Origin of the sequence: Sphingopyxis sp. GC21 (assembly GCF_025727575.1) — a bacterium.
GTDB lineage: Bacteria > Pseudomonadota > Alphaproteobacteria > Sphingomonadales > Sphingomonadaceae > Sphingopyxis > Sphingopyxis terrae_A.
This window is the reverse complement of sequence record NZ_CP095845.1, coordinates 331,497-355,015: the sequence shown is the minus strand read 5'-3', so window position 1 is coordinate 355,015 and position 23,519 is coordinate 331,497. Positions and strand designations below refer to the sequence as shown.

23 protein-coding genes are annotated in these 23,519 nt (G+C 66.1%); 8 read left to right on the top strand and 15 right to left on the bottom strand.

Annotated elements, in window-relative coordinates:
- Nucleotides 1–35: 35 nt before the first annotated feature.
- From MU856_RS01660 to MU856_RS01640, 5 genes are read right to left on the bottom strand one after another with little or no spacing between them, the layout of a single operon-like run.
- Complete coding sequence (locus MU856_RS01660) at nucleotides 36–1,619, bottom strand: cisplatin damage response ATP-dependent DNA ligase (protein ID WP_062900867.1); 1,584 nt, start codon at nucleotides 1,617–1,619, stop codon at nucleotides 36–38.
- Complete coding sequence (locus tag MU856_RS01655; protein ID WP_062900868.1) at nucleotides 1,616–2,626, bottom strand: ligase-associated DNA damage response exonuclease; 1,011 nt, start codon at nucleotides 2,624–2,626, stop codon at nucleotides 1,616–1,618. Before MU856_RS01655 ends, MU856_RS01660 begins: the two co-directional genes overlap by 4 nt.
- A complete protein-coding gene (locus MU856_RS01650) occupies nucleotides 2,626–4,056 on the bottom strand; it encodes a UdgX family uracil-DNA binding protein (RefSeq protein WP_062900869.1) in 1,431 nt (476 codons plus the stop codon). Before MU856_RS01650 ends, MU856_RS01655 begins: the two co-directional genes overlap by 1 nt.
- Entirely contained in the window at nucleotides 4,053–5,303 is a 1,251-nt protein-coding gene (locus MU856_RS01645) for a putative DNA modification/repair radical SAM protein (protein WP_062900870.1), read from the bottom strand. Before MU856_RS01645 ends, MU856_RS01650 begins: the two co-directional genes overlap by 4 nt.
- Before the next feature lie 51 nt (nucleotides 5,304–5,354).
- Entirely contained in the window at nucleotides 5,355–6,935 is a 1,581-nt protein-coding gene (locus MU856_RS01640) for a GAF domain-containing protein (protein ID WP_238929722.1), read from the bottom strand.
- A 206-nt stretch (nucleotides 6,936–7,141) separates the two neighbouring features.
- On the opposite strand from MU856_RS01640, the gene MU856_RS01635 reads away from it, so the two are divergent.
- On the top strand, nucleotides 7,142–7,936 hold the full coding sequence (locus tag MU856_RS01635; RefSeq protein WP_003052571.1) for a response regulator: 795 nt from the start codon (nucleotides 7,142–7,144) through the stop codon (nucleotides 7,934–7,936).
- A gap of 160 nt (nucleotides 7,937–8,096) precedes the next feature.
- Entirely contained in the window at nucleotides 8,097–8,618 is a 522-nt protein-coding gene (locus MU856_RS01630) for a GNAT family N-acetyltransferase (RefSeq protein WP_082819813.1), read from the top strand.
- 55 nt (nucleotides 8,619–8,673) lie between these two features.
- On the opposite strand, the gene MU856_RS01625 is transcribed toward MU856_RS01630, so the two are convergent.
- Together MU856_RS01625 and MU856_RS01620 are read right to left on the bottom strand one after the other, a co-directional pair.
- Nucleotides 8,674–9,288, bottom strand: coding sequence for a sigma-70 family RNA polymerase sigma factor (locus MU856_RS01625; RefSeq protein WP_412072836.1), 615 nt, complete (start codon nucleotides 9,286–9,288; stop codon nucleotides 8,674–8,676).
- Nucleotides 9,289–9,384: 96 nt separating this feature from the next.
- The gene (locus tag MU856_RS01620) at nucleotides 9,385–9,801 is read right to left on the bottom strand and encodes a BLUF domain-containing protein (protein ID WP_003038631.1); all 417 of its coding nucleotides are present in this window, start codon (nucleotides 9,799–9,801) and stop codon (nucleotides 9,385–9,387) included.
- A 165-nt stretch (nucleotides 9,802–9,966) separates the two neighbouring features.
- Between MU856_RS01620 and MU856_RS01615 the strand changes: the two genes are divergently transcribed.
- The 5 genes from MU856_RS01615 to MU856_RS01595 all read left to right on the top strand — a co-directional run bounded on the left by MU856_RS01615 (nucleotide 9,967) and on the right by MU856_RS01595 (nucleotide 13,215).
- Entirely contained in the window at nucleotides 9,967–10,224 is a 258-nt protein-coding gene (locus MU856_RS01615) for a NepR family anti-sigma factor (RefSeq protein WP_058812440.1), read from the top strand.
- Nucleotides 10,224–10,859: a sigma-70 family RNA polymerase sigma factor gene (locus tag MU856_RS01610; protein WP_062900873.1), complete on the top strand. Its 636-nt coding sequence runs from the start codon at nucleotides 10,224–10,226 to the stop codon at nucleotides 10,857–10,859. The genes MU856_RS01615 and MU856_RS01610 overlap by 1 nt, the downstream gene beginning before the upstream one ends.
- Before the next feature lie 79 nt (nucleotides 10,860–10,938).
- The gene (locus MU856_RS01605; protein ID WP_234180522.1) at nucleotides 10,939–12,111 is read left to right on the top strand and encodes a PQQ-dependent sugar dehydrogenase; all 1,173 of its coding nucleotides are present in this window, start codon (nucleotides 10,939–10,941) and stop codon (nucleotides 12,109–12,111) included.
- A gap of 59 nt (nucleotides 12,112–12,170) precedes the next feature.
- Nucleotides 12,171–12,866, top strand: coding sequence for an esterase/lipase family protein (locus MU856_RS01600; protein WP_234180520.1), 696 nt, complete (start codon nucleotides 12,171–12,173; stop codon nucleotides 12,864–12,866).
- A 43-nt stretch (nucleotides 12,867–12,909) separates the two neighbouring features.
- Nucleotides 12,910–13,215 carry a hypothetical protein gene (locus MU856_RS01595; RefSeq protein ID WP_062900876.1) on the top strand — a complete coding sequence of 102 codons (306 nt, stop codon included), beginning with the start codon at nucleotides 12,910–12,912 and terminating at the stop codon, nucleotides 13,213–13,215.
- A gap of 30 nt (nucleotides 13,216–13,245) precedes the next feature.
- On the opposite strand, the gene MU856_RS01590 is transcribed toward MU856_RS01595, so the two are convergent.
- Nucleotides 13,246–13,758, bottom strand: a complete 513-nt coding sequence (locus tag MU856_RS01590; RefSeq protein WP_062900877.1) for a GNAT family N-acetyltransferase — start codon at nucleotides 13,756–13,758, stop codon at nucleotides 13,246–13,248.
- A 215-nt stretch (nucleotides 13,759–13,973) separates the two neighbouring features.
- On the bottom strand, nucleotides 13,974–14,699 hold the full coding sequence (gene ubiG, locus MU856_RS01585) for a bifunctional 2-polyprenyl-6-hydroxyphenol methylase/3-demethylubiquinol 3-O-methyltransferase UbiG (RefSeq protein ID WP_062900878.1): 726 nt from the start codon (nucleotides 14,697–14,699) through the stop codon (nucleotides 13,974–13,976).
- A 222-nt stretch (nucleotides 14,700–14,921) separates the two neighbouring features.
- On the opposite strand from ubiG, the gene MU856_RS01580 reads away from it, so the two are divergent.
- Nucleotides 14,922–16,169, top strand: coding sequence for an aspartate kinase (locus MU856_RS01580; RefSeq protein ID WP_003038658.1), 1,248 nt, complete (start codon nucleotides 14,922–14,924; stop codon nucleotides 16,167–16,169).
- Between the two features lie 37 nt (nucleotides 16,170–16,206).
- On the opposite strand, the gene MU856_RS01575 is transcribed toward MU856_RS01580, so the two are convergent.
- From MU856_RS01575 to MU856_RS01550, 6 genes are all read right to left on the bottom strand, one after another.
- A complete protein-coding gene (locus tag MU856_RS01575) occupies nucleotides 16,207–16,935 on the bottom strand; it encodes a rhodanese-related sulfurtransferase (RefSeq protein WP_186401035.1) in 729 nt (242 codons plus the stop codon).
- Between the two features lie 44 nt (nucleotides 16,936–16,979).
- Nucleotides 16,980–18,992 carry a GMC family oxidoreductase N-terminal domain-containing protein gene (locus tag MU856_RS01570; RefSeq protein ID WP_234180518.1) on the bottom strand — a complete coding sequence of 671 codons (2,013 nt, stop codon included), beginning with the start codon at nucleotides 18,990–18,992 and terminating at the stop codon, nucleotides 16,980–16,982.
- A gap of 95 nt (nucleotides 18,993–19,087) precedes the next feature.
- Complete coding sequence (dmeF, locus tag MU856_RS01565; RefSeq protein WP_234180517.1) at nucleotides 19,088–20,002, bottom strand: CDF family Co(II)/Ni(II) efflux transporter DmeF; 915 nt, start codon at nucleotides 20,000–20,002, stop codon at nucleotides 19,088–19,090.
- Between the two features lie 14 nt (nucleotides 20,003–20,016).
- The gene (locus tag MU856_RS01560) at nucleotides 20,017–20,394 is read right to left on the bottom strand and encodes a Rap1a/Tai family immunity protein (RefSeq protein WP_263588267.1); all 378 of its coding nucleotides are present in this window, start codon (nucleotides 20,392–20,394) and stop codon (nucleotides 20,017–20,019) included.
- Nucleotides 20,395–20,517: 123 nt separating this feature from the next.
- Nucleotides 20,518–21,339 carry a hypothetical protein gene (locus tag MU856_RS01555; protein WP_062900881.1) on the bottom strand — a complete coding sequence of 274 codons (822 nt, stop codon included), beginning with the start codon at nucleotides 21,337–21,339 and terminating at the stop codon, nucleotides 20,518–20,520.
- Nucleotides 21,340–21,422: 83 nt separating this feature from the next.
- The gene (locus MU856_RS01550) at nucleotides 21,423–23,516 is read right to left on the bottom strand and encodes a malate synthase G (RefSeq protein WP_062900882.1); all 2,094 of its coding nucleotides are present in this window, start codon (nucleotides 23,514–23,516) and stop codon (nucleotides 21,423–21,425) included.
- Between the last annotated feature and the right edge of the window lie 3 nt (nucleotides 23,517–23,519).

Here is a 23,519-nt window from a genome sequence, read left to right as displayed (position 1 = left end):
TTGCAACCCCGTGACGACGAATTCTGGCGTTATTTTTACGTCACCATGCCGCGCAGCGTCGCGATCCGGTCGGCTTCCTCCGCCGGCTTGTCGCGCCGGATGCGCGCGATGCGCGGGAAACGCATCGCCAGCCCCGATTTGTGGCGCTTCGATGCGTGGATCGAATCGAAGGCGACCTCGAGCACCAGCGTCTTTTCGACCTCGCGGACCGGGCCGAAGCGATCGACCGTGTTGTCGCGCACGAACTTGTCGAGCCACTTCAGCTCCTCGTCGGTGAAGCCCGAATAGGCCTTGCCCACCGGCAGCAATTCGCCCGTCTCGGTCCAGCAGCCGAAGGTATAATCCGAATAGAAGCTGGCGCGGCGCCCGTTGCCGCGCTGCGCATACATCATCACGCAATCGGCGCTCAGCGGATCGCGCTTCCATTTATACCACAGCCCCGCCCGCCGCCCGGCGACATAGGGGGCATCGCGCCGCTTGAGCATCACGCCTTCGATCGCGGCGTCGCGCGCGCCGGCGCGCAGATCGGCGAGCGCATTGAAATCCGCCGCCGCGATCAGCGGCGACAGGTCGAAATGGCTGGCGGCCAGCCGCGGCACGAAGGCCTCCAGTTGGCGCCGCCGTTCGGACCACGGCAGCCCGCGCAGATCGTCGCCGGCAACGGCCAGCAGGTCATAGACGCGCACGAAAGCCGGATAATCGGCAAGCATCTTTTTCGAGACGGTCTTGCGCCCGAGCCGCTGTTGCAGCGCATTGAAACTCGCCGCCCCACCCTGTGTTTCTGGGCCGCCCTGAACCTCGCCCCGCACCAGCAACTCGCCGTCGATCACCGCCTCCCGATCGAAGGCCGCGACCAGTTCGGGGAAAGCACTGCTGATCTCCTCGCCGCCGCGGCTGTAAATACGCGTCGCGCCGGCGGCATGGACGATCTGGACGCGGATGCCGTCCCACTTCCATTCGGCGGCGAAGTCGGCGAGGTCGACAACCTCTTCCTCGAGCGGGTGCGCGAGCATGAAGGGCCGGAAAAAGGCGACGTCGGCAAGGTCGGGACGCGGCGCCCGTCCCTCACCCCAGGCGAACAGCGGCGCATAGGGCGGCGGGATCGCGTGCCATAGCTCCTCGACATCGTCGACCGGCACCCCGAACGCCTGCGCGAACGCCTGCTTCGCGAGCCGCGCCGACACCCCGACGCGCATTCCGCCCAAGGCCAGTTTGAGCAGCGCATAACGCCCGTCGGCGTCGAGCCGGTCGAGCAGTGCGGCGACGACCGCGGGCGCATCGCTGCGGCTTGCGGCGGCCAGCGCATCGACGGCTTCGGATATGCTGAGATCCGCACTCTTGCCGGGCGCATCGGGCCACAACAGCGCCGCCGTCTCCGCCGTATCGCCAACAAAATGTCGCGACAGCCGGAACAGCTCTTCATCCACGCGCGTCGCGAGCAGCGTCCGCACCGTCCCCGCCTTCACCGCCGAAAAGTCGAGCGCCTCGGTCAACGCCGCGAGCGCCCAGCCGCGATCGGGATCGGGCGTATGCTTCAGATAATCGACGATCAACGCCAGCTTGCTGTTGCGCGAGCGCGTGTAGATCAGCCGGTCGATCAGGGCGGCGAAGCGCTTCACACCTCCTCCTCCAGGTCGCGGCCGACGAGGTGCAGCGCGCGCGCCTTGCGCTGGGTGAGTTCGCACCAGCGCAAGAGGCCGTCCTCGCTGCCGTGGGTGATCCAGCTCTCCTTGGGGTTCACTTCGGCGATCGTGGCCGTCAGTTCGTCCCAGTCGGCATGGTCGGAGATGACGAGCGGCAGTTCGACCATCCGTTGCCGCGCGCGCTGGCGCACCCGCATCCAGCCCGACGCCATCGCGGTGACGGGATCGGGGAGCCGCCGCGACCAGCGGTCGTTGAGCGCAGACGGCGGGGCAATGACGATCTGCCCCGCCATCGCCGCCTTGTCGGTTTCGGATACCAGCCGCAATTCGCCCAGATCGACGCCGTGCGCAGCATAGAGCGCGCACATCCGTTCGAGCGCGCCGTGAATATAGATCGGCGCATCCCAGCCCGCGCCGCGCAGTTCGGCGATCACCCGCTGCGCCTTGCCGAGCGCATAGGCGCCGACGAGTATCGCGCGGTCGGGCTCGGCACGCACCGCGCCGATCAGCTTGGCGATCTCGTCCCCAGTCGGCGGGTGCCGGAACACCGGCAGGCCAAACGTCGCCTCGGTCACGAAGATATCGCACGGAACCACCTCGAACGGTGCGCAGGTCGGGTCGGCGCGGCGCTTGTAATCGCCGGTGACGACGATCCGCTCGCCGCGATACTCCATCAATATCTGCGCGCTGCCGAGCACATGGCCGGCGGGATGGAAGCTGAACCGCACCCCGCCGCGCTCGAACCCGTCGCCATAGGCAAAGGCCTGATTGTGGCTCGCCTCGGCATCGACGCCATAGCGCAGCGCCATGATCGCGAGCGTCTCCGGCGTCGCGAAGACCGCGCCATGCCCGCTGCGCGCATGATCGGCGTGGCCGTGGGTGACCGCTGCGCGCGCAACGGGGCGCGACGGATCGATCCACAAGTCAGCGGGCTTCACATAGATACCGCTCGGGTGCGGCTCGATCCAGCTAGCGCCGGGCATCAGGCAGCCAGCTTTCGCGCGCGGATCAGGTCGGCGACGAACATGTCGCGCTCCTTCGCCGCGCGTTCGCGGTCGGGCAGGCGGAGCAGGAACGACGGATGGACCGTCGCGATCAGCTTCGTGCCGTCCTCCAGGTCATGCACCGACCCGCGCATCGACGCGATCGTCGCGCTTCGCCCCGTCACCCCTCGCAGCGCGCTGCCGCCCAGCGTCACGATCACGTCGGGCCGGACCAGCGCGCGCTCCTTGTCGAGCCACCAGCGGCAGATATCGATCTCGGCAGCCGTCGGATTCTGGTGCAGCCTTCGCTTGCCGCGCGGTTCGAATTTGAAATGTTTGACCGCGTTGGTCAGAAACAGCCGCCGCCGGTCCATGCCCGCTTCGTCGAGCGCTTCGTTCAGCACCTGCCCTGCCGGGCCGACGAAGGGCCGTCCCTGCAAATCCTCCTGATCGCCGGGCTGTTCGCCGACCAGCATGATCCGCGCCGTCGCCGGTCCCTCGCCCGCGACCGCCTGCGTCGCGTCGCAATAGAGCGGACAGCGCGTGCAGCGATCGAGCGCACGCGCGATCGTGTCGAGCGTATCAAGGGCTTCGGTCGAGGCGTCGTCGTCGGTCACGCGTTTGCGCCATTTCTCCGTTCGCGCATTCGCAGCCGAAACGGCCACCGCGCGCATCCGTTCCACGCGCGCCTCGGCGCCTGCCAGCAACGGCGCGATATCCTGCGCCTCGGGCAGGTTGTGCCAGTATTTTTTCGGCATTTCGGCGCGCATCGCGGCGATCTTGACGCGCGCGGGGTTGAAGATCGCGCCATAATAGGTGCGCCACTGATCCTCGACCACATCGCTCTCCGGCACTTCGTCCCGCGTCCCGCCGGGACCGTAACGCAGCGCCTCGTCCTCCCAGATCGCACGCGCGTCGGGGGTTACGATCGCCCAGTCCATGCCGGTGAAGCGGCGCTGGAAAAAGGGGGCGGTCAGCCGCAGGATGCGGTGCGCGGGCTCGAACCACGCGGCGAAGCGCTCGCGCTCGCCATCCTCGCCCAGCCGCCGGAACCGCACGAAGGCGTGCATCTTGTGAACATCGCGGCGGATCGCCTTGTCGGCCTTCATCAGCCAGTCGACATCGGCGTCGGTGCGCCGTTCAAGCAGCCGACGGTCTTGCAACGCGCGCCAAAGCACACGGTAAAGACGTGCGGGCACCGCAGCATCGCGGTAACAGATCACCCGCTCGGCGATCGCAACCAGTTCGCGCGGCAGGCTGAGCGCGCCGGACGGCGGTGGTACCGCTGCGGCCTCGCCGAACAGCGATGCGCCCTCGCCGCCGCCGCGCCAGCTGATGTCCTCGGGCGCAATCCCGTCCGCCAGCAGGCTGCGCGCGGCGCGGCGCCATTCGCCGAAATCGCCGGGCGTTTCGAGGACGACCTCCCTCACAGCGCCAGCGTCAGTTGTTCCGCGGGCGGCGCGAAGCGGGCGCGCAGGTCGGCGCTGTCGGTGAGCTTGCCCGGCCGCCAGTCGGGCGTGACGATGAAGGGCAGCAGCTTTTTGACCGACGCCGTCAGCTTGGCGAGGTCGCCGAGCCGCACCTTGCCCAGCCGCCGCGCCGCCACGATGCGGTCGACCGCGCGCGTGCCAAGACCGGGCACGCGGAGCAGCAGTTCGCGCGGCGCCCGGTTGATGTCGACGGGAAAGCTCTCGCGCTGCTGAAGCGCCCACGCAAGCTTGGGATCGATCGCCAGGTCGAGCATGCCGCAGCGCCCGCCCGCCATGATTTCGGCGCGCTCGAAGCCATAGAAGCGCAGCAGCCAGTCCGCCTGATACAGGCGGTGCTCACGCAGCAGCGGCGGGCGCACGGGGGGCAGGTCGCTGCTCGCGTCGGGAATGGGGCTATAGGCCGAATAATAGACGCGGCGCAGCCGATAGCCCGAATAGAGGTTCGTCGCCGCGTGCAGAATGTCGTCGTCGCGCGCGCCGTCGGCGCCGACGATCATCTGCGTCGACTGCCCGGCAGGCGCAAAGCGCGGCGGCGGTGCCTTGCCGATCAGCCGCCCCTTCGCGGCGTCGAGGACGTCGGCCTCGCGCGTGCGCACCGATGCCATCGTCTTGCGGATGACGCCGGGCTTCTTTTCAGGCGCAAAGCTCGCCAGTCCTGCCTCGGTCGGCAGTTCGACATTGGTCGACAGCCGGTCGGCATAGATGCCGGCAAGCGCGATCAGCGCGGGATCGGCGCCCGCGATCGTCTTCAAATGGATATAGCCCTGAAAGCGATGCTCCTCGCGCAGCAGCCGCGCGACCTCGACCAGCTGCTCCATCGTATAATCTTCGGACCGGATGATCCCCGACGACAGGAACAGCCCCTCGATATAGTTGCGCTTGTAGAAATCGAGCGTCAGCCGCACGACCTCCCGCGGATCGAAACGCGCGCGCGCGACATTGCTCGACGCCCGGTTGATGCAGAAGCGGCAGTCATAAACGCAGAAATTGGTCAGCAGGATTTTGAGTAGCGAAATGCAGCGGCCGTCCGGCGCATAGCTGTGGCATATGCCCATGCCTTCGGTCGATCCGATGCCCTTGGTCGCGGTCGAATCGCGCCGCACCGTTCCCGAGGAGGCGCAGGAGGCATCATATTTCGCCGCATCGGCGAGGATCGCGAGCTTTTGCAGAATCGATTTTCCCGACATGCCACCCGTTTAACACGAGAACATTTAAGGAACAAATCACCTCGTCGCGTTTCAGGCTTCGCGCCATTTGGCGGGCAGCGCGATTTCGACCCGCAGGCCCTCGGGGTTCCAGTGCCGCGTAATCGTGCCCCCCAAATTGTTCCGGACGCTGCGTTCCATCAGCAGCGTGCCAAAGCTGGTGCGATCGGGCGGACCGATCGGCGCATCGCCGCCGCTTTCGGTCCAGTCGAGCCGGAACAGGCGCGGCTCGCTGCCTTCGGGGTCCTGGCTCCAGCTGACATCGACCTGCCCGCGCGCGCCGGTCAACGCGCCATGCTTGACCGCATTGGTTGCCAGCTCGTTGAACAGCAGCGCCATCGCCACCAACGCATTTTCGGGAAGCAGCAGGTCGGGGCCCGACCAGCGCACGCGCGGAAAGGCAGCTTCGACCTCGCGCATCAGCGCGTGTATCGATCCGGTCATGAAATTTGCGCCGAGCAGGACGTTCTGCGCACGGTTAAGCGCGTCGAGCCGGCTGCTGATCCGCTCGACATAATCGTCAACATCGCGCGCCGAATTTTTGGTGAGCGAAATGATTGCGCCGACCGTCGCGAACAGGTTGCGCATCCGGTGGTGCAGCTCGCGCATCAGCAGCGTCGCATTTTCCTGGCGGCTCTTCTGTTCGGTAATGTCGGCGCTGATCCCGGTCAGAATGGCATCGTCGCGGCGCACATCCCAGTCCCCGCGCGCCGCGATCCAACGCACACCGCGTTCGGGATGGTCGATGCGGTACTCCATCGAATAGGGCGCGCCGCTGTCGACAGAGGCATAGAGCACGCGGCGCACCGCGTCGCGATCCTCGGGATGGACGCGCGCGAAAAACCCCTCGCCGTTCCTCAATGCGGTTTCGAAATCGGCGCCCCATAGCTCGGCGGTGGCCCCGCGCCATTTGAGCTCGTCGGTGCGCGGGTCGAACTGCCAGGTCGCAATGCACGAAAAGTCGAGCGCGCGTTCCAGCATGTGCCGTGCCTCGTCGCGCTCCATCACGGTGCGCCGCAGGTCTGCCTCGGCCATGATGATCGCCGCCAGATCCTCGAGCCGTTCGCGCTCGCGGTCCGCAAAATCGACGCGCGGCCGCCGGTCGATGATGCACAAAGTCCCCAGTACCGCGCCATTATAGGCGCGCAGCGGCACACCGGCATAAAACCGGATCAGCGGCTCGCCGGTGACGAGCGGATTGCTGCGAAATCGGGTGTCCTCCAGCGTGTCGGCGATAATCATCGGCCGCTCGCTCTTCACCACCTTTTCGCAAAAGCTGATCTCGCGCGGCGTTTCGGGGACGTCGAGGCCATAGGAGGATTTGAACCATTGCCGGCAATCGTCGACCAGCGACACGAGCGCGATCGGGGTGTCGAACAAGTCGGCGGCAAGTTTGGTGACGCGGTCGAACGCCGGTTCGGGCGCGGTGTCCAATATCCGGTATTCGCGAAGCGTTTCGAGTCGGCGGCGTTCGCGCTCGCGCATGTCCCTCGAACCCCCTTCGTCGCCCCCGTCGGCCAAAGCCCGCCCTCCGTCTTTTCCCGCCGCGCTCTTCTCCGAAGCGCCCTCGCTCGATGCCGTCGCATCGATTGCCGTGGTGGGGCGCTGTGCCATGAATCTGGTCCCTGCAAAAGCTTGTGAATGAGCGCGCAAGAAAAAGACCATCTTTCTGCTACTTACGCGGCGATCCGGTAGCGTCCCGGCAGACTCTACGCATCAGGCGCGTGGTGGTTGCAGAAAATGGGGGTGCTTTTTTGCCTCAATGCGGGAACCTGCCTCCGCGGGGCGCGTATGATCGGTTCAAAGAGGGAGGTTCCTGCATGAGCTTGGGCGAAGAAATCCGTGGCCATCTGCCGTTCCTGCGCCGCTATGCGCGCGCGCTCACGGGCAGTCAGCAACATGGCGACAATTTCGTCCACACCACGCTGGAAGTCATCGTCGCGGCGCCCCAGGAGTTTCGCACCTGTCCCGATACGCGTATCGACCTCTACCGCAGCTTTCACCGCATCTGGGAAAGCGCCTATATCGACGATGGCGAAGGCAGCGACGCCGAACTCGACCCGGTGCTACGCGCCGCGAACGACCGGCTGCGCCGGATCACCCCTCTCGGCCGTCAGATCCTCCTCCTTACCGCGCTCGAAGGCTTCTCGGCCGACGAGGCCGCGGCGATCACCGGCACCGACATCCCCACCGTGGAAACGCTGCTCGCCGAAGCGGTCGGCGACCTCGACCGCGAATCGCGCACCTCGGTCCTGATTATCGAGGACGAGCCGCTGATCGCGATGGAGCTTGAACAGATCGTCCGCGAACTCGGCCACGAGGTCGCCGGAATCGCGACAACGCACGACGATGCGGTCGCGGCGTTCGAACGCACCGAGGCTGGCCTAGTCCTCGCCGACATCCAGCTTGCCGACGGATCGTCGGGGATCGACGCGGTACAGGACATTTTGGCGATCGCCCCCGTCCCGGCGATCTTCATCACCGCCTTTCCCGAACGCCTGCTCACCGGCAACCGCGTCGAGCCGACCTTCCTGATCTCCAAGCCCTTCCGCCAGAACATGGTCCGCGCCGCGATCAGCCAGAGCCTGCTCTTCACCCCCCAACTCGCGGCATAAGGCTTCGTTGGCCTCTGGGTCGGAGGAACGGCTCGAGGGGCGGCGCTCCAGACCGAACCGCCCTCTAAGCCCTTCGCTTCCGATGTGCCGGCAATCCGGCAAACGACCATTCTCGGAAGTTTACCCGCAAGTTGAGGTTCGTCATAAGCTGCAGCTCGTTATGACAATCCACGAGCATATCCCCACCCTGAAAACAGAACATCTCGATCTGCGAGGTCCGAGAAGCGAGGATTTCCCGGTTTATCGTGATTTCTTTGCAGATGCCGCGGCATCGCACTTCTACGGGGGGCCGATGGAAGCGGACCGCGCCTGGCGTGTGCTTGCAACGGACTTGGGCCATTGGTCACTGCGTGGATATGGCCGCTGGTCGGTTGTAGAGCGCGCGAGTGGATTAATGATCGGCGGGTGCGGACTTTGGTGGCCTGAAGGCTATCCGAGATCGGAGCTGACGTGGTGGATTGTTCCATCGGCCCGCCGAAACGGCTATGCGCTGGAGGCTTCGCGTGCAGCCATTGCATTTGGATATGATATGCTGGGTTGGGACTTGGTCGAGACCCACATGAATGATGATAACGTCGCGGCGCGAGCGCTTGTCCAAAAACTTGGTGGCACAAAAATCTTGCGCGAAAAGTTTCCCGACGGACTGGAACGAGACATTTTCGGTCTACCGCGTCCACATTGAGGGCAATTCGCGAGTAAAGTGCGTCGTCCACTCCCAAACCGCCACGCAGGCGCCGTCAATCCGGCGAGGGTCCCCCGCCTGTCAGTTGGTCGACGCTGCCCATGATCGTCGCGAAGGCTTCGCTCGGGGGCAGCGGGTCTTCGCTGCGCAGCGGCATCTCGCCGCCGTCGAGGATCGCCTGCAAGGCGGCCCGGGCGCGCGAGACGCGGCTTTTCATCGTGCCGACCGCGACGCCGCAGATGTCGGCGCCTTCCTCATAGGATAATTGCCCTGCGCCGATAAGGATCAGCGCCTCGCGCTGGTCGACGGGCAGCATCATCAGCGCGCGCTGCACGTCCGACAGGTGCAGGCTGTCGTCCTGATCGTCGGGCGCGACGAGCAGGCGCTCGGCGGCGAGTTCGTCATATTCGGCGGTGAATTTCTTGCGCCGCATCTGCGACAGGAAACAGTTGCGCAGGATGACGAAGGCCCAGCTCTTCATGCTCGACGGCCCCGGAATATAGCTTGCGCGCGCCTTCCATGCCTTCAGCATCGTCTCCTGCACCAGATCGTCGGCCAGGTCGGCGTTGCCGGTCAGGCTGCGGCCGAAGGCGCGCAGATGCGGCAGCATCGCCGCCAGCTCCTGCTTGAAGCTGGCGTCGTCGAGCGGTCGGGGCGTGTCGTCGCTGATAATCGGGCCTTTATCTGGGCAATCTCTCGATGCGTATGACACCGGGCTTAGCGCGTTGAAACGTCGATGGAAAGCGGCGATCCCCGCCGCAATGGCTCAGGCGGGAACCGCGGCCGCCGGCCGGCGACGTCCAAGCGCGATGAAATTGGCCATCATCTGTTCGTCGACGGGGTCGAGCCGGCCGTTGGCGGCCAGCCGCCTCAGACTGTCCTCATGCCCGTCGAAATTGGGTTCGTAGAGCATCGACCAGTCGCCGAATTCGCGGTGGTCGATGTCGCGCCGCCGCACCTCGACCATGCCGCTGTGACGGCGGTCGTCGCGGATCGCGGCGAGGCACGCCTCGACCTTGTCGCCCGGACCTTCCAGCAATTGCATGAAATTATGCCCGTTGAAGATCAGGGCGCCGGTCAGCGCGTCGCGAGCATTGTTGCGGCGTGCCGTACCCAGAATATCGGCAATGTCGTCGGGCGTTATCAGCGGGTCCGCAACGCTGACATAAATAATCGATCGCAAGTCACGTGACTCCCGGCTTCCCCATTCAAGGAGCGTTGTGACCCCATCCGCAAACCCCTGCGGGCCTGCCCTGCCTGCTTAGGGCGCGTGTGGCACCTTGGCAACGCATTCGTCGCAAAATCGAAATTGCCGGGAACCAGCGGCGATCTTCCTCGTTGCTTCGGCATGGCTACGCATGGTGACAACAGGATCAACGGCAAGCCGCCCCACCCGGCGGAGGAAGCCGAAGTCGTGCGCCGCACGAATGGCAGCTTTCCGGGGACGGACAGCGACCAGTGGCATCGCACGCTGACCGGTCGGCAGTCGCCCGAGCCGGTGAGTGCGAAGCTGCGCATGATCTATGGCAGCGTCGTCGCCGAAAAGCTTCCCGACCAGATGCTCGATCTTTTGGCCCAACTCGATCAGAAAAGCCCTAAACTCTGATGACCCGCCCTGCTGCTGCGCCGCGTTCGCAGGAAAATCACAGCCTGTCGGACGGCGAATTCAAGGCGCTTCTCGCTGGCGTCATCCCGCATCTGCGCGCTTATGGGCGCAGCCTGTCGGGCAATCCCGATTTGGCCGACGATCTGACGCAAGACACGATGGTCAAGGCGTGGGCGTCGCGTGCGCGCTTCGAACGCGGCACTTCGATCAAGGCGTGGACCTTCGTCATCCTGCGCAACACCTTCCTTTCGCAGATGCGCCGCAACAAATTTCACGGCGAATATGACGAAACAACCGTCGAACGCACGCTGTCGACCCCGGCGTCGCAGGAAGATTCGGGCGAGATGGCGGATCTCCAGCGCGCGCTGATGGAATTGCCGCAGGACCAGCGCGAGGCGCTGATCCTCGTCGGTGCCGGCGGTCTGTCCTATGAGGAAGCGGCGCAGATTTGCGACTGCGCGCTCGGCACGATGAAAAGCCGCGTCTCGCGCGCGCGCACCGCGCTCGAAGAAATCATGGATCGCGGTCAATTCTCGCAGCGCCGATCCGACGCGGTACCGGCGAGCGAGGCGATGGATGCAATCATGGACAGCGTCGAGGAAATCACCGCGCGCCGCGAAGCCGCGAACCGCTAGCGCGCCACGCATCCTCTCGACTTTTCCGGGCGGGCGCGCCAGACTGGCCGCCCACCTCCCCAGCAAAGCGAGCCTTTTCATACAGAAAATCCCCGCCCTTGCGCTATCGGCCGCACTGGCCGTCGCCGCCTGTTCGACCGGAACGCCCAGCAACGCGGCCACCGACAGCGCCGCGCTCGACACCTCGGGCGCGCAGCCCGCGACCGCGCTCGCCGATGCGCCCTTCACGGTGCAGGAGGCAGCGGCCTTTAACGAGCCCTGGGCGATGACCTTCCTGCCCGGAACGCGCCTCGCGCTCGTCACCGAAAAGTCGGGCAAACTCAAACTCTGGGAAGAAGGCGGCGCCGCGCGCGATGTCGCGGGGACACCCCCGGTTCTCTACGCCGGTCAGGGCGGGCTCGGCGATGTAATCGTCGCCCCCGATTTCGCGCAGAGCGGTACCATTTACTTGAGCTGGGCCGAAGCCGGCCCCGGCGACACCGCCGGCGCGGTGGTCGGCCGGGCGAAGCTGGTCCAGGGCGCCGCGCCGCGCCTCGACGGGCTGGAAGTGATCTGGAAACAGGACCCCAAAGTGCCCGGCCGCGGCCATTATTCGCACCGCCTCGCCTTCTCGCCCGATGGCCGATATTTGTTCATCGGTTCGGGCGAGCGGCAGAAGTTCGATCCGGCGCAGGACATGCAGGCCAATCTCGGCAAGATCCTGCGCCTGAACCCAGACGGCAGCGTCCCCGCCGACAACCCCTTTGCTTCCGCAGGCGGCGTGACCGCGCAAATCTGGTCGCTTGGTCATCGCAATATCCTGGGCCTCGCGTTCGATGGGACAGGCCGGCTCTGGAACCAGGAAATGGGGCCGAAGGGCGGCGACGAGGTCAATCTGGTCGCGGCAAAGGCCAATTACGGCTATCCGATCGTGTCGAACGGCGATCATTATGACGGCCGCGACATTCCCGATCATCCGACCCGCCCCGAATTTGCCGCGCCGAAGCTGTGGTGGAACCCCTCGGTGTCGCCCGCGGGGCTCGTCTGGTACGGCGGCGACGCCTATCCCGGCTGGAAGAACAGCCTGCTGATGGGCGCACTGTCGGGCGAGGGGCTGATCCGTATGGCGATCGACGGCGACACGCTGCACAAGTCCGATCGCTGGGACTTCGGCGCCCGTATCCGCGAGGTCGAGGTGCGCGACGACGGCAGCGTCTGGCTGCTGACCGACGGCAAGGACGGCAAGCTGCTGAAGCTGGTCCCGAAGGCCTGACTGCCGCGCCGACGATGATCCGCAGCTATCTCTCGAGGCGCGCCCTTTGGCCGGCGCGCGTGCCCGACCCCGACGCCCCGCCGCGGCTGGCGCTGCTCTGGCGTGAGGCGGGATCGCTGCTGCGCGCGCTCGGCGGACGCGTCCGGCCGATGCCGCCCGAACCCAATCCCGACAGTGCCCACCCGCCGGTGATGGTGCTGCCGGGCTTTCTGTCGGGCGACTGGTCGACGAAGGCGCTGCGCGCCGACCTGCGCCGCGCGGGCTTTCGCTGCTATGCCTGGGGCCTCGGCTTCAACCGCGGCGCGACCGCCGACATCGTCGACCGTATCGATGCGCGCGTCGAATGGATCATCGCGCGCACCGGGCGGCCGCCCGCACTCGTCGGCTGGAGCCTCGGCGGCATCTATGCGCGCGAATATGCCAAGCATCACCCACACAAGGTCGCGCGCGTCGTCACGCTCGGTTCGCCCTTTTCAGGCAGCCGCCGCGCCAATCGCGCCTGGCGGCTCTATCATCTGATCGCGCGCCACCCGGTCGACAATCCCCCCATCGACTTCCACCCGGCGCCGCGCCCGGAAATGCCGACCTTTGCCTTATGGTCCAAGCATGACGGCGTCGTCGCGGTGAACAGCGCGCGCGGCCTGCCGCACGAAAGCGACCGGCAGATCGAGGTCGAATGCGCACATATGGGCTTTGCCTATGCCCCGACCTCGGTCGCCGCAATTGCCAAGGCGTTAACCGAAGAGATAGGCTGATGTGTGATAGGCCGGCGACAGAGCTAGCCAAAGGAATGCACCGATGCTGACGATCTTTGCAACACTCGCGCTCGCGATGCAGGGCGCCGCCGCGCCCGCCGCCTGTCCGCCCGCGGTCGTCACGGGCAACGCGCAGAGCGCCCGCGTCGCCGTTTATCGCTCGCCCAGCCTGGCCGCGCGCAAGACCGACCGGCTGCGCGCGGGAACGCGCGTCATGGTGTGCGGCGAACAGGGCGGCTGGGCGTGGGTCGCCTATGCCAGCCGCCGCAACAGTTGCGTTCCCGCGCGCGGGGCGACCTGCGCTACCGGCTGGGTCGACCGCCGCCGCCTTGCCGCGCTCGGATCCTGATCGAACCGGCCCTCAGCACCCTCAGCACCCTCAGCAAACATCGATCCGCTCGCCCGGCGCCGCGCGCCACACGAACAGCGCGCGCCCGGGGCGCCGTCCCGCGGTCCCCGTCGGTACGAAGCCGACCGCGCGCAGCAAAGCTTCGGACCGCGCATTGCCCGGCCGGCATTCGGCGACGACCGTCGCGCCGCGCCGTGCCGCCGCAATCTCGCGCACCGTCGCACCGACCGCTTCGCGCGCCAGCCCTTGCCCGCGCGCGCGCGCCGCAAACCAGTATCCGACCTCATATTCGCCCGCGCCGCGGCGGTGGACGCCGATGACCCCGGCGAGCCCCGCCGCGTCGCGCACGGCGTGGAAGACATCGTCGCCGCGCGACCGCGCGATCAGCGCGGCGGCTTCGTCCTTGGTGAAGGGTTCGGGCAGGAAATGGACCTGCGACGTCACCGACGCATCGGTGATCGCCCAGAGGTCGGCGGCATCATCGGCGACCAGCCGGTCGATGCGGCATCGCGGGGTGGTGAGGCGGATCAAAGTCTCTGTCATCGCAAGCGTCTCTTCTAAAAGGCGCGCCGTGACAGAGGGGGTGCGGTTTCATGATGATGACCATTCGCCTTCCGACACGGCGGCCATGGTCATGATGAATGATGCCATGCCGCTCCTTAGGTAAAGGAGCGCCAATACGCCTTGAATCGAAGGGATCGGTCGTTGGTCATCGCAGCGGTGCCTATCAGGCGCCGGCGCCGCGATCAAGCGCGCGATCAGCCCGCGCGCTGCGCCGCGAGCAGATAGTTCAGCGCTTCGCTGCCGCCGAGCTTGAACCCGCGCGCTGCCGATGGCGCGAGGCCGGTGCGATCGACGACTTCAAGCCCCGCCGCCGCGAGGAGCGCGGTCAATTCTTCGGGCTTCAGAAACTGGTCCCAGTCGTGCGTGCCGCGCGGCACGGCGCCGATCCGCTCGGCCGCCTCGACGAGCAGCAGCTTCGACAGGGCGGTGCGATTGGGGGTCGACAGGATCATCAGTCCGCCGGGCGCCAGGCGCGCGGCAAGTTCGGCGATGAAGGCCGCCGGATCGGCCACATGCTCGACCACCTCCATCGAGGTGACGAGGTCGAAGGTCGCGGGCGGCAGTGCCGCCAGTTCGCCCGCATGATAGTCGATTCCCAGCCCCTGCCCGGCCGCATGCGCGCGCGCCGCGGCGATATTTTCGGGTGCGGCATCAACCCCCGTCACCGCCGCCCCCATCCGCGCAAGCGGTTCTGCAAGCAGGCCCGCACCGCATCCGACGTCGAGCGCGCGCTTGCCGGCGAGCGGCTTCAGATCGCGGCTGTCGGTCAGCCAATGCGCGTCGATCCGGTCGCGAATATAGGACAGGCGCACCGGGTTGAGCTTGTGCAGCATGGCGGACGAGCCGTGCGGATCCCACCAGTCGGCGGCGAGCGCGCCGAAATGGGCGGCTTCGTGCGGATTGATTGTCGTAGCGCTCATAGAGCGCGATTTGGCACCCCGTCCGGCGCGGCACAAGACTTATCGGGATAGAATAATCGTTCGGCGGATACCGGCGCTCCTGTTGCGAACGGACAAGAAAAAATATCCTGATGGTATAATCTGTCGGCCTTGCCATCGCGCTCCCCCTTCCCTAACAGCGCGGTCGCCGCGGAAATCCTTGGAAGTTGCGGCCGAAACCAGTTTGCGAAAAGGCGGGACGAGATGGCACGGATCGTGATGAAATTCGGAGGCACGTCGATGGCGGGCACCGAGCGGATTCGCACCGTCGCGAAACTGGTCGCGCGCGAAGTGGCACAGGGCAACGAGGTGGCCGTCGTCGTCTCGGCGATGGCTGGCGAGACCGACCGGCTCGTCAATTTCTGCCGCGAGGCGAACCCGCGTTACGACCCGGCGGAATATGATGTCGTGGTAGCGGCGGGCGAACAGATCACGTCGGGTCTGCTCGCGCTCACGCTGCAGGCGATGGGCGTTCCCGCGCGCAGCTGGCTCGGCTGGCAGCTCCCCATCCGCACCGAAGAGGCGCATGCCCGCGCCCGCATCCTCGATATCGAAACGGGCGCGCTGCTCGCCGCGATGGGCCGCGGCGAAGTCGCGGTGATCCCGGGCTTTCAGGGGATGATGGACGATGGTCGCATCTCGACCCTGGGGCGCGGCGGATCGGACACCAGCGCTGTCGCGGTCGCCGCGGCGGTCGAGGCCGATCGCTGTGACATCTACACCGATGTCGACGGCGTCTATACCACCGACCCGCGCATCGTCGCGCGCGCCCGGAAGCTCGATTATGTCACCTATGAAGAAATGCTCGAACTCGCGAGCGTCGGCGCCAAGGTGCTCCAGACGCGCTCGGTCGGCCTCGCGATGAAGATGGGCGTGCGCGTGCAGGTGCTTTCCAGCTTCGTCGAGGGCGACGAGGCACCCAAAAGAGGCACGATGATCGTCAGCGACGAGGAAATAGAGGAACATCAGATGGAACGGCAGCTGATCACCGGCATCGCCCACGACAAGAATGAAGCGAAGATCATCGTGACGCGCGTCCCCGACCGTCCGGGCGGCGTCGCCAACATCTTCGGCCCGCTCGCCGCCGCGGGGATCAACGTCGACATGATCATCCAGAACGTCGGCCGCGACAAGGGCGAGACCGACGTGACCTTCACCGTTCCCGCCGCCGACCTCTTGCGGTCGATCGACCTGCTCGAAGCCGCGAAGGACAAGATCGGCTTCAACCGCATCCTGTCGGACGACAAGGTCGCAAAGATCAGCGTCGTCGGCGTCGGCATGAAGAGCCACGCGGGCGTCGCCAGCACGATGTTCCGCGCGCTCGCCGATCGCGGCATCAACATCCAGGCGATCTCGACCAGCGAGATCAAGGTCAGCGTGCTGATCGACGAGGATGAAACCGAACTCGCGGTGCGCGTGCTCCACACCGCCTACGGCCTCGACGCCGACTGATTGCGGCCCGCAGGGGAGGCTTCGGCGGCCGGGCCGGTCAGTCCTTGTCGCCGACCTCGACCAAGCCGTGGCCGACGCTGACGCGTTCGTCGAAGACGAAACAGCTGCCCTGCCAGCGGCTGTCGGCCTCCGGTATCTGCTCCAGATAGGCGAGGATGCCGCCTTTCAGGTGAACGACATCGGCGACGCCTTCGCTTTTCAGGAAGGCGGTCGATTTTTCGCAGCGAATGCCGCCGGTGCAGAACATCGCGACGCGCTTCCCGGCGAAATCGGCGGCATGGTCGCGCCACCAGCCGGGAAAATCGCCGAAGCTTTTCGTCTGCGGGTTCACCGCGCCCGCGAAGCTGCCATAGCCGACCTCGAAATCGTTGCGCGTGTCGATGACGATCGTGTCGGGATCGTCGATCACCGCATTCCAGTCGGCCGGCGCGACATAGGCACCCACCTCGCGCGCCGGGTCGACCCCCGGCACCTTCATCGTCACGATTTCCTTTTTCAGCCGCACCTTCAGCCGCTGAAAGGGCATGGCTGCGGCGGATGAATATTTGACGTCGAGCTCGGCGCAGCCGGGCAGCGCGCGGATATGCGCGATGACTGCAGCGATACCTTCGGCGCTCCCCGCGATCGTCCCGTTCACCCCTTCCCGCGCGAGCAGCAGCGTGCCCTTCACCCCCTGGGCCGCGCAGAGATCAAGTAAGGGCGCGCGCAGCGCGGCGGGGTCGTCGAACGGCGCGAAACGATAGAGAGCGGCAACAGTGAAGGTCATCGGCGCGCCCCATAAACAAAAGCCGCCGTCATTGCGAGGAGACCTTAACCGAACGGATCGTGCCGCGCGGTCGCGTAATGCGCCATCGCCATCGTCGTCCACTGCGCATTGACGCGGATGCAGGTCGGAAAGACGCTGGCGTCGGTGACGATGACATTGGTCGTGCCGTGGACGCGGCAATCGGGATCGACCACGCCTGCGTCGGGATCGACGTTGATCGCATTGCCACCGTGCGGGTGGCTGCTCGACAGCGTCACATCGTCCGATTCGCGGATCGCCGTTTCGAAGAAGCCGTCGATGTCCATGTCGGGGGTCAGCCGCTGCCCCTTGGTCAGCGCCGGATAGCATTCGATCGCTCCGGCGGCGAAATGCACCTTGGTCAGCGTCGCCATCGCGCGGCGCAGCAGCGGCAGGTCGGTATCGCGGTCGAGCTCGAATTTCAGCTTGCCGTCCTTGACCCGTCCGCGCCGGTCGGCGGGGAACAGGATGCCCGCCGAATGGGCGCGGCCATAGTTGCGCATCCGCTCGCTATGGTCGGTGAACCAGCCCGGCATCAGCGACGCCATCGCCATCGGCGGCTGGAAATGGCTTTCGAGCAGGAAATCGCCGCAATCGACGTAGCTCGACATCTGGTCCTCGTCCCAGGCATTGCAGCCGACGCCCTCGGGCATCAGCGCCACGACCGGCGAGGCGATGTTGAGCGACACATTATGCCCGGTGCCGTCGATGTCGCTGCGGTCGAGCAGCTTCGACGAGGCGATGGTGCCCGCCGCGACGACGACGCCGACCCGCGCGCGCACCGTGCGGCGGCTGCCGTCGGGCAGGATCAGCTTCACCCCCTCGGCCTCGCGCCGTCCGTCGATGCTCGTCTGCCAGACGATCCGGTCGACCTTCGTTTCCGGCACGATGCGCGCGCCATGGTCGCGGCACGCATCGGGCAGATAGGTCTGCGCCATGCCGAGCCGCCGGCCATAGGCGCAGCCCGAATTGCAATAGCCGCAATAGGCGCAGGCTTCCGGCGTGTGCGGCGGCCCGAAATTCTTCGCGAACCAGTCGGCGACCGCGCGCTGTTCATTGGGGTCCGACGATCCGGCGGCATAGGCGTGCCAGCCGTTTATCAGATGGGGGCCATTATGCCGCCCGGCGCGCGCCTCGATTGTCCCGATATGCAGCCGGTCGCGGATCGCGTCATAGCTCGCGTGAAAGGCGTCGGCATCAATCGGCGCGCCGATGCTCGCCCATCGGGCCAGCACATCAACCGCATCGGGGTGTGTCCGCCCCGCCTCGTTGACGCGCAGGCAGATGCCGTTGTTGATCGTCGACGATCCGCCGACGCAGCGCCCCTGAAAGACGATGAAGTCGCGGTTGGTCGAGGTTTGCAGCGCGCCATGCTTGTAAAGCTGCGCCACCATGTCGAGTTCGTGGTGCGTGATGCGCGGCGAGGGATAGAAGGGCCCCGCCTCGACGATCAGCACCTTGTAGCCGCGCGCGGCGACATTGTGCGCAGCGACCCCGCCGCCTGCGCCCGATCCGACGACGACGACGTCATATTCGTCGCCCAGCGTATCCGCATCCAATATATGCGCGGGATCGATCTCGCGCCCCTCGACGCGAGTGATCGCCATGTCGGCGGGGCCGCGCACGCGGAATTTGGGCAGCGTGAAACCGATCTGCTGGTGCACCGGATTGGCGGCGTTCGCCTGCTGGTCGCCTGCCTCGACCCCCGGCTGCCAATGCCCGTAATAGCAGGCGTAAACGATACCGCGCAGCCGGGCCATGTCCTGAAACAGGTCGATCTGACTGTTCTGCAGCCGGTTGCGGATGCGGTGGGCGCGCGTCTCGACATCGACCGCCGCGAACAGCGGGCCGAGCACCAGTTCGGTCGCGGTCAGCGACAGGCGAATTTCGTCGAGCTTGGTGCCGCCGACCTTCGCGAACAATTCGGTAATGTTCGCCACCACCTGATCGGCGGAGATGACCATCGGCGCGCCGTGGAACAGCGCCTCGGTCAGCGCCTTCAGAAATTTGAGTTGCCCGAAATTGAAAGGTGCCGACATCGCCCGTCCCCCGCTTCAGCCGCCCCGGATCATCCGCCAAAACCCGGCGATGGCAAGCGCCGAATTGCCGCCGCATTAACCCTGCCACACCCCCGTCAGCGCACCGCCACGGTCAGATGGGCGAGCTGGCGGATATCGGCCAGCCGCGCGCGCAGGTCCGCCGCGCTCATCGCCCCTTCGACCTCGACGATCGCCGCGCAGGCATCGGGGCCGACGCGCCAGACGTGCAGGTCGGTCAGCCGCACGCCCGCGGCTGTGTCGATCCGGCTGCGCAGCGTGGCCGCAATCGTCGCATCGGTCGTATCGAGCAGCACCTCGGCGGTATCGCGCATCAGCGACCAGGACCAGCGCGCGATCACCAGCGCGCCGACGATCCCCATCATCGGGTCCATCCACCCCAGCCCCAGATAGCGCCCGGCCAGCAGCGCCGCAATCGCCAGTACCGAGGTCAGCGCATCGGCGAGCACATGGAAATAGGCCGACTTCAGATTATTGTCGGCGCCATGGTGCGCATGATGGCCGTGCGCATGGTCGTCATGGCCATGATGATGATCGTGATGATGGTGATGCCCGCCCATCAGAAGCAGCGCGCTGACGATATTGACGATCAGCCCGATCACCGCGACGAGCGCGGCGGCCGAAAAATCGACCGCCACTGGATCGATCAGCCGCATCGTCGATTCGACCGCGATGCCCAGCGCGAAGATGCCGAGGATCAGCGCCGAGGCAAAGCCCGTCAGATCGCCGACCTTGCCCGTCCCGAAGCTGAAGCGCGGGTCGTGCCGGTGCGTCCGCGCATAGCGATAGGCGATCGCCGCCAACCCCAGCGCGCCCGCGTGCGTCGCCATGTGAAAGCCATCGGCGAGCAGCGCCATCGATCCGGTCAGATAACCGGCGACGATCTCGCCGACCATCATCACCGCGGTCAGCAACACCACCCACAGCGTGCGCCGGGCATTGGCGTCATGCGACGCGCCCAGGAAATCGTGCCGGTGTTCGCCCTCACCCACGGTCGCGGCGGCTCCTATTCGCTGCAAGCATATTTCTGGAACAACGCATTGCGGATCGAACTGACCGCCGAATATTTGAGGCTGGTCGTCCGGCCGTTCCAGTACGCGAGAACAGTGTTGCGCAGTTCGAGGGCGGTCACGCCTTCAGGCGGGCACAGATTGCTGTCGGCCATCTTCGTGTCGCCGTACAATTTGATCGCGTCGTGAACTGCCATGATGAAATAGTCGCACGCGGACACATCGGCGTCATCCTTCGACACGCACAGATCGTGGACCTCCTGCCCGGTCTTGAACACGCCGCTCGACGGCGTGCTGTCGGGCGCGGCGGTAGCCGGCCCTGCTAGTGCCAGTGCTGCGGACGCCAGCAAGGCAGAAAAAACGGAATGACGCATGGCAATTTTCCCCCGAAAAAATCGCGACCCGCGGGCTACTTAACCCGCGGATCGGGGGTTGCCAATCTCAGGCGGCGCCTTTTTTCGTTGCGCAGCAGCAACCGCGCCGGCGCTGCCCGTGAATCAGAGACAGGGGCCGTATTTCCTCTGGTTGTCGAAGCCATAGTACCAATAACGCTTGCCCGCGGTACCATTGCTCTTGGTACAGGAATCAGTGCCCGAACGGCTGGTGTCGCGTGCGTTGCTTCGCCGTCCGCTGCTCGGCTGATACATGCCGGCATCGCTCGGCGGTGCCTGCCGGTTCGCAACGGGCGGCGTCGGCCTGGCGGCCGCAGCCGAGCGGCGCTGGCTGTTGCCCAACCGCACGGCATAGACATCGGCATTGATGCAGGCGCGCGAATCGCCCCGGCCGCAGGCCTTGCGCGCCAATTCCATCGCGAACGCATTGTTCCCCGCCTCGCCCTCGAAATCGGCGGCAAGCGAACAATCCGCCGGCTTTCCGACTTGGCACAGCTTGCGATAGACGGTCGCGCGTTCCGCCGCGCCATAGGAATTGGGTTTCTTCGACATCGTGTAGGCAAGGCCGCAACTCATGCTGTCGCCGCCCATACAGCCGCGTTTCGCATAACGAGCGACCGTCGCGGTATCATTTTTCGGATAGCCCGGCTTGCTCAGCCACACCTTGCCTGCATAGCGCCCGCATTGCGCGGCATCGCCCAGATCGCACATTCGCAGATGATAGGACGCCGCCTTCACCGGATCGGCGGCAACCACGCGCCCGAAATAGTACCGCCAATACAGTTCTTCGCAGCTCGGCACCGCGCCGCCCGAACATTCGCCTTCGAGCGCTTGAACACTGCGCTTGGCGACCGGCACGCTCTCGGCCGACGTCGCTGCGGACGCCAGACCCGCCGCTGCGCACAGCGACAGAATGGATCGAAACATGATTCCCCCTTCTCGACCCACGCCAAGCATAGGGGACTCGCCAGGCAATTCAACCGCTGCGGCTTTTCGGTGCGGCGCTGCCGTTACGCAGCCTTTTTCGCCAGCCGGTATTTGTGCAGCAGCGGCTCGGTATAGCCCGACGGCTGCGTCACGCCTTCGAAGATCAGCGCCCGCGCGGCCTGATAGGCGATGCCCTCTGGCGTCAGCTTTTCGTACAGCGGATCACCCGCATTCTGCGCATCGACCTTCGCCGCCATCCGCGCGAGCGCCGCATCGACCTGTTCGGCGGTGCAGACACCGTGGAGCAGCCAGTTGGCGAGCGCCTGGCTCGAAATGCGCAAGGTCGCGCGGTCTTCCATCAGGCCGACGTCGTCGATGTCGGGCACCTTCGAACAGCCGACGCCCTGGTCGATCCAGCGCACGACATAGCCCAGAATGCCTTGGCAATTATTGTCGAGTTCGCGCGCGACCTCGGCCTCGCTCCAGTTGCGCCCGGTCGCGACCGGGATCGCCAGCAGCCGGTCGAGCGACGGCACGGCCTCGCCCGCAATGTCCTTCTGCCGCGCGAACACGTCGACCATATGATAATGCAGCGCATGCAGCGTCGCGGCGGTCGGCGACGGCACCCAGGCGGTGTTCGCGCCCGATTTCGGATGGCCGATCTTCGCGTCGAGCATGCCGCGCATCAGGTCGGGCATCGCCCACATGCCCTTGCCGATCTGCGCCTTGCCCGAAAGCCCACAGGCCAGCCCGATGCGGACGTTGCGGTCCTCATAAGCGGCGATCCAGTCCGAGGCCTTCATCTCGCCCTTCGGGATCATCGGCCCCGCGCGCATGCTGGTATGGATCTCGTCGCCGGTGCGGTCGAGGAAGCCGGTGTTGATGAAGACGATCCGGTCCTTCACCGCCGCGATGCAGGCGGCAAGGTTCGCGCTGGTGCGGCGCTCCTCGTCCATCACGCCGACCTTGATCGTGTGACGCGCGAGGCCGAGCATATCCTCGACCGCGTCGAACAGCCGGTCGGTGAAGCCGCATTCCTCTGGCCCATGCTGCTTGGGCTTGACGATATAGATGCTGCCCGCCCGGCTGTTGGTCCGGCTGCCGAGCCCCTTCAGATCGTGCAGCGAGCACAGGCTCGTGATGACCGCGTCGCACAGCCCCTCGGGCGCTTCCGATCCATCGGGGAGACGGATCATCGGCGTCGTCATCAGATGGCCGACATTGCGCACGAACATCACGCTGCGCCCGTGCAGCGTGAAGGGCGTGCCGTCGGGCGCGGTCCATTCGCGGTCGTCCGCCATGCGGCGCGTCATCGTCTTGCCGCCCTTGTCGAAGCTTTCGGTGAGGTCGCCGCGCATCAGGCCGAGCCAGTTGGTGTAGCCCAGCGTCTTGTCCTCGCCATCGACCGCCGCGACGCTGTCTTCAAGATCGATGATCGTCGTCAGCGCGGCCTCGAGCACGACGTCGGCGATGCCGGCGGGGTCGCCGCCGCCGATCGGACTCTTCGAATCGATCACGAGTTCGATGTGCAGCCCGTTGTGGCGGAGCAGCAGCCCGCCCGGCCGGCGCCCGACAAGCTGCGACGGATCGCCCAGCACCGGATCGCCGCCCTGCCAGTCGGCCCAGCTTCCCGACGCCAGGGGCGCGGCTTCGTCGAGAAACGCCTTTGCCCGCGCGATCACCGCCGCGCCGCGTTCAGGGTCGTAGCCGCCGGGCTTGGCCGGCGGCGCATCGAGCGCGTCGGTGCCGTACAGCGCATCGTAAAGGCTGCCCCAGCGCGCGTTGGCGGCGTTCAATGCGAAGCGCGCATTGAGCGCCGGCACGACGAGCTGCGGCCCCGCCATCGTCGCGATTTCGGGATCGACATTGACAGTGCCGACCGCGAACGGCGCGGGTTCGGGGACGAGATAGCCGATTTCGCGCAGAAAATCCTGATAGGCTGCGGCGTCATGCGCCTGCCCCTCGCGAGCCCGATGCCAAGCGTCGATCTGTGCCTGCAAATCCTCACGCTTCGCGAGCAGCGCGGCATTTTCGGGCGCGAAGGTGCCGAGCAACGTTGCTAAATCCGACCAGAATTTGGCGGTATCGACGCCGGTTCCCGGAATCGCCTTTTCCTCGAGGAAGGAGACGAGACGCGAATCGACGGACAGGCCGCTGCGGTCGAGGAAATCAATCATTCA

Coding starts and splice junctions, on each gene's coding strand:
- MU856_RS01655 (WP_062900868.1), bottom strand. CDS start 2,626: ATGCCCGGCGCTAGCTGGATCGAGCCGCACCCGAGCGGTATCTATGTG.
- MU856_RS01645 (WP_062900870.1), bottom strand. CDS start 5,303: ATGTCGGGAAAATCGATTCTGCAAAAGCTCGCGATCCTCGCCGATGCG.
- MU856_RS01640 (WP_238929722.1), bottom strand. CDS start 6,935: ATGGCACAGCGCCCCACCACGGCAATCGATGCGACGGCATCGAGCGAG.
- MU856_RS01635 (WP_003052571.1), top strand. CDS start 7,142: ATGAGCTTGGGCGAAGAAATCCGTGGCCATCTGCCGTTCCTGCGCCGC.
- MU856_RS01630 (WP_082819813.1), top strand. CDS start 8,097: ATGACAATCCACGAGCATATCCCCACCCTGAAAACAGAACATCTCGAT.
- MU856_RS01615 (WP_058812440.1), top strand. CDS start 9,967: ATGGCTACGCATGGTGACAACAGGATCAACGGCAAGCCGCCCCACCCG.
- MU856_RS01610 (WP_062900873.1), top strand. CDS start 10,224: ATGACCCGCCCTGCTGCTGCGCCGCGTTCGCAGGAAAATCACAGCCTG.
- MU856_RS01595 (WP_062900876.1), top strand. CDS start 12,910: ATGCTGACGATCTTTGCAACACTCGCGCTCGCGATGCAGGGCGCCGCC.
- MU856_RS01590 (WP_062900877.1), bottom strand. CDS start 13,758: ATGACAGAGACTTTGATCCGCCTCACCACCCCGCGATGCCGCATCGAC.
- ubiG (WP_062900878.1), bottom strand. CDS start 14,699: ATGAGCGCTACGACAATCAATCCGCACGAAGCCGCCCATTTCGGCGCG.
- MU856_RS01580 (WP_003038658.1), top strand. CDS start 14,922: ATGGCACGGATCGTGATGAAATTCGGAGGCACGTCGATGGCGGGCACC.
- MU856_RS01575 (WP_186401035.1), bottom strand. CDS start 16,935: ATGACCTTCACTGTTGCCGCTCTCTATCGTTTCGCGCCGTTCGACGAC.
- MU856_RS01570 (WP_234180518.1), bottom strand. CDS start 18,992: ATGTCGGCACCTTTCAATTTCGGGCAACTCAAATTTCTGAAGGCGCTG.
- MU856_RS01560 (WP_263588267.1), bottom strand. CDS start 20,394: ATGCGTCATTCCGTTTTTTCTGCCTTGCTGGCGTCCGCAGCACTGGCA.
- MU856_RS01555 (WP_062900881.1), bottom strand. CDS start 21,339: ATGTTTCGATCCATTCTGTCGCTGTGCGCAGCGGCGGGTCTGGCGTCC.
- MU856_RS01550 (WP_062900882.1), bottom strand. CDS start 23,516: ATGATTGATTTCCTCGACCGCAGCGGCCTGTCCGTCGATTCGCGTCTC.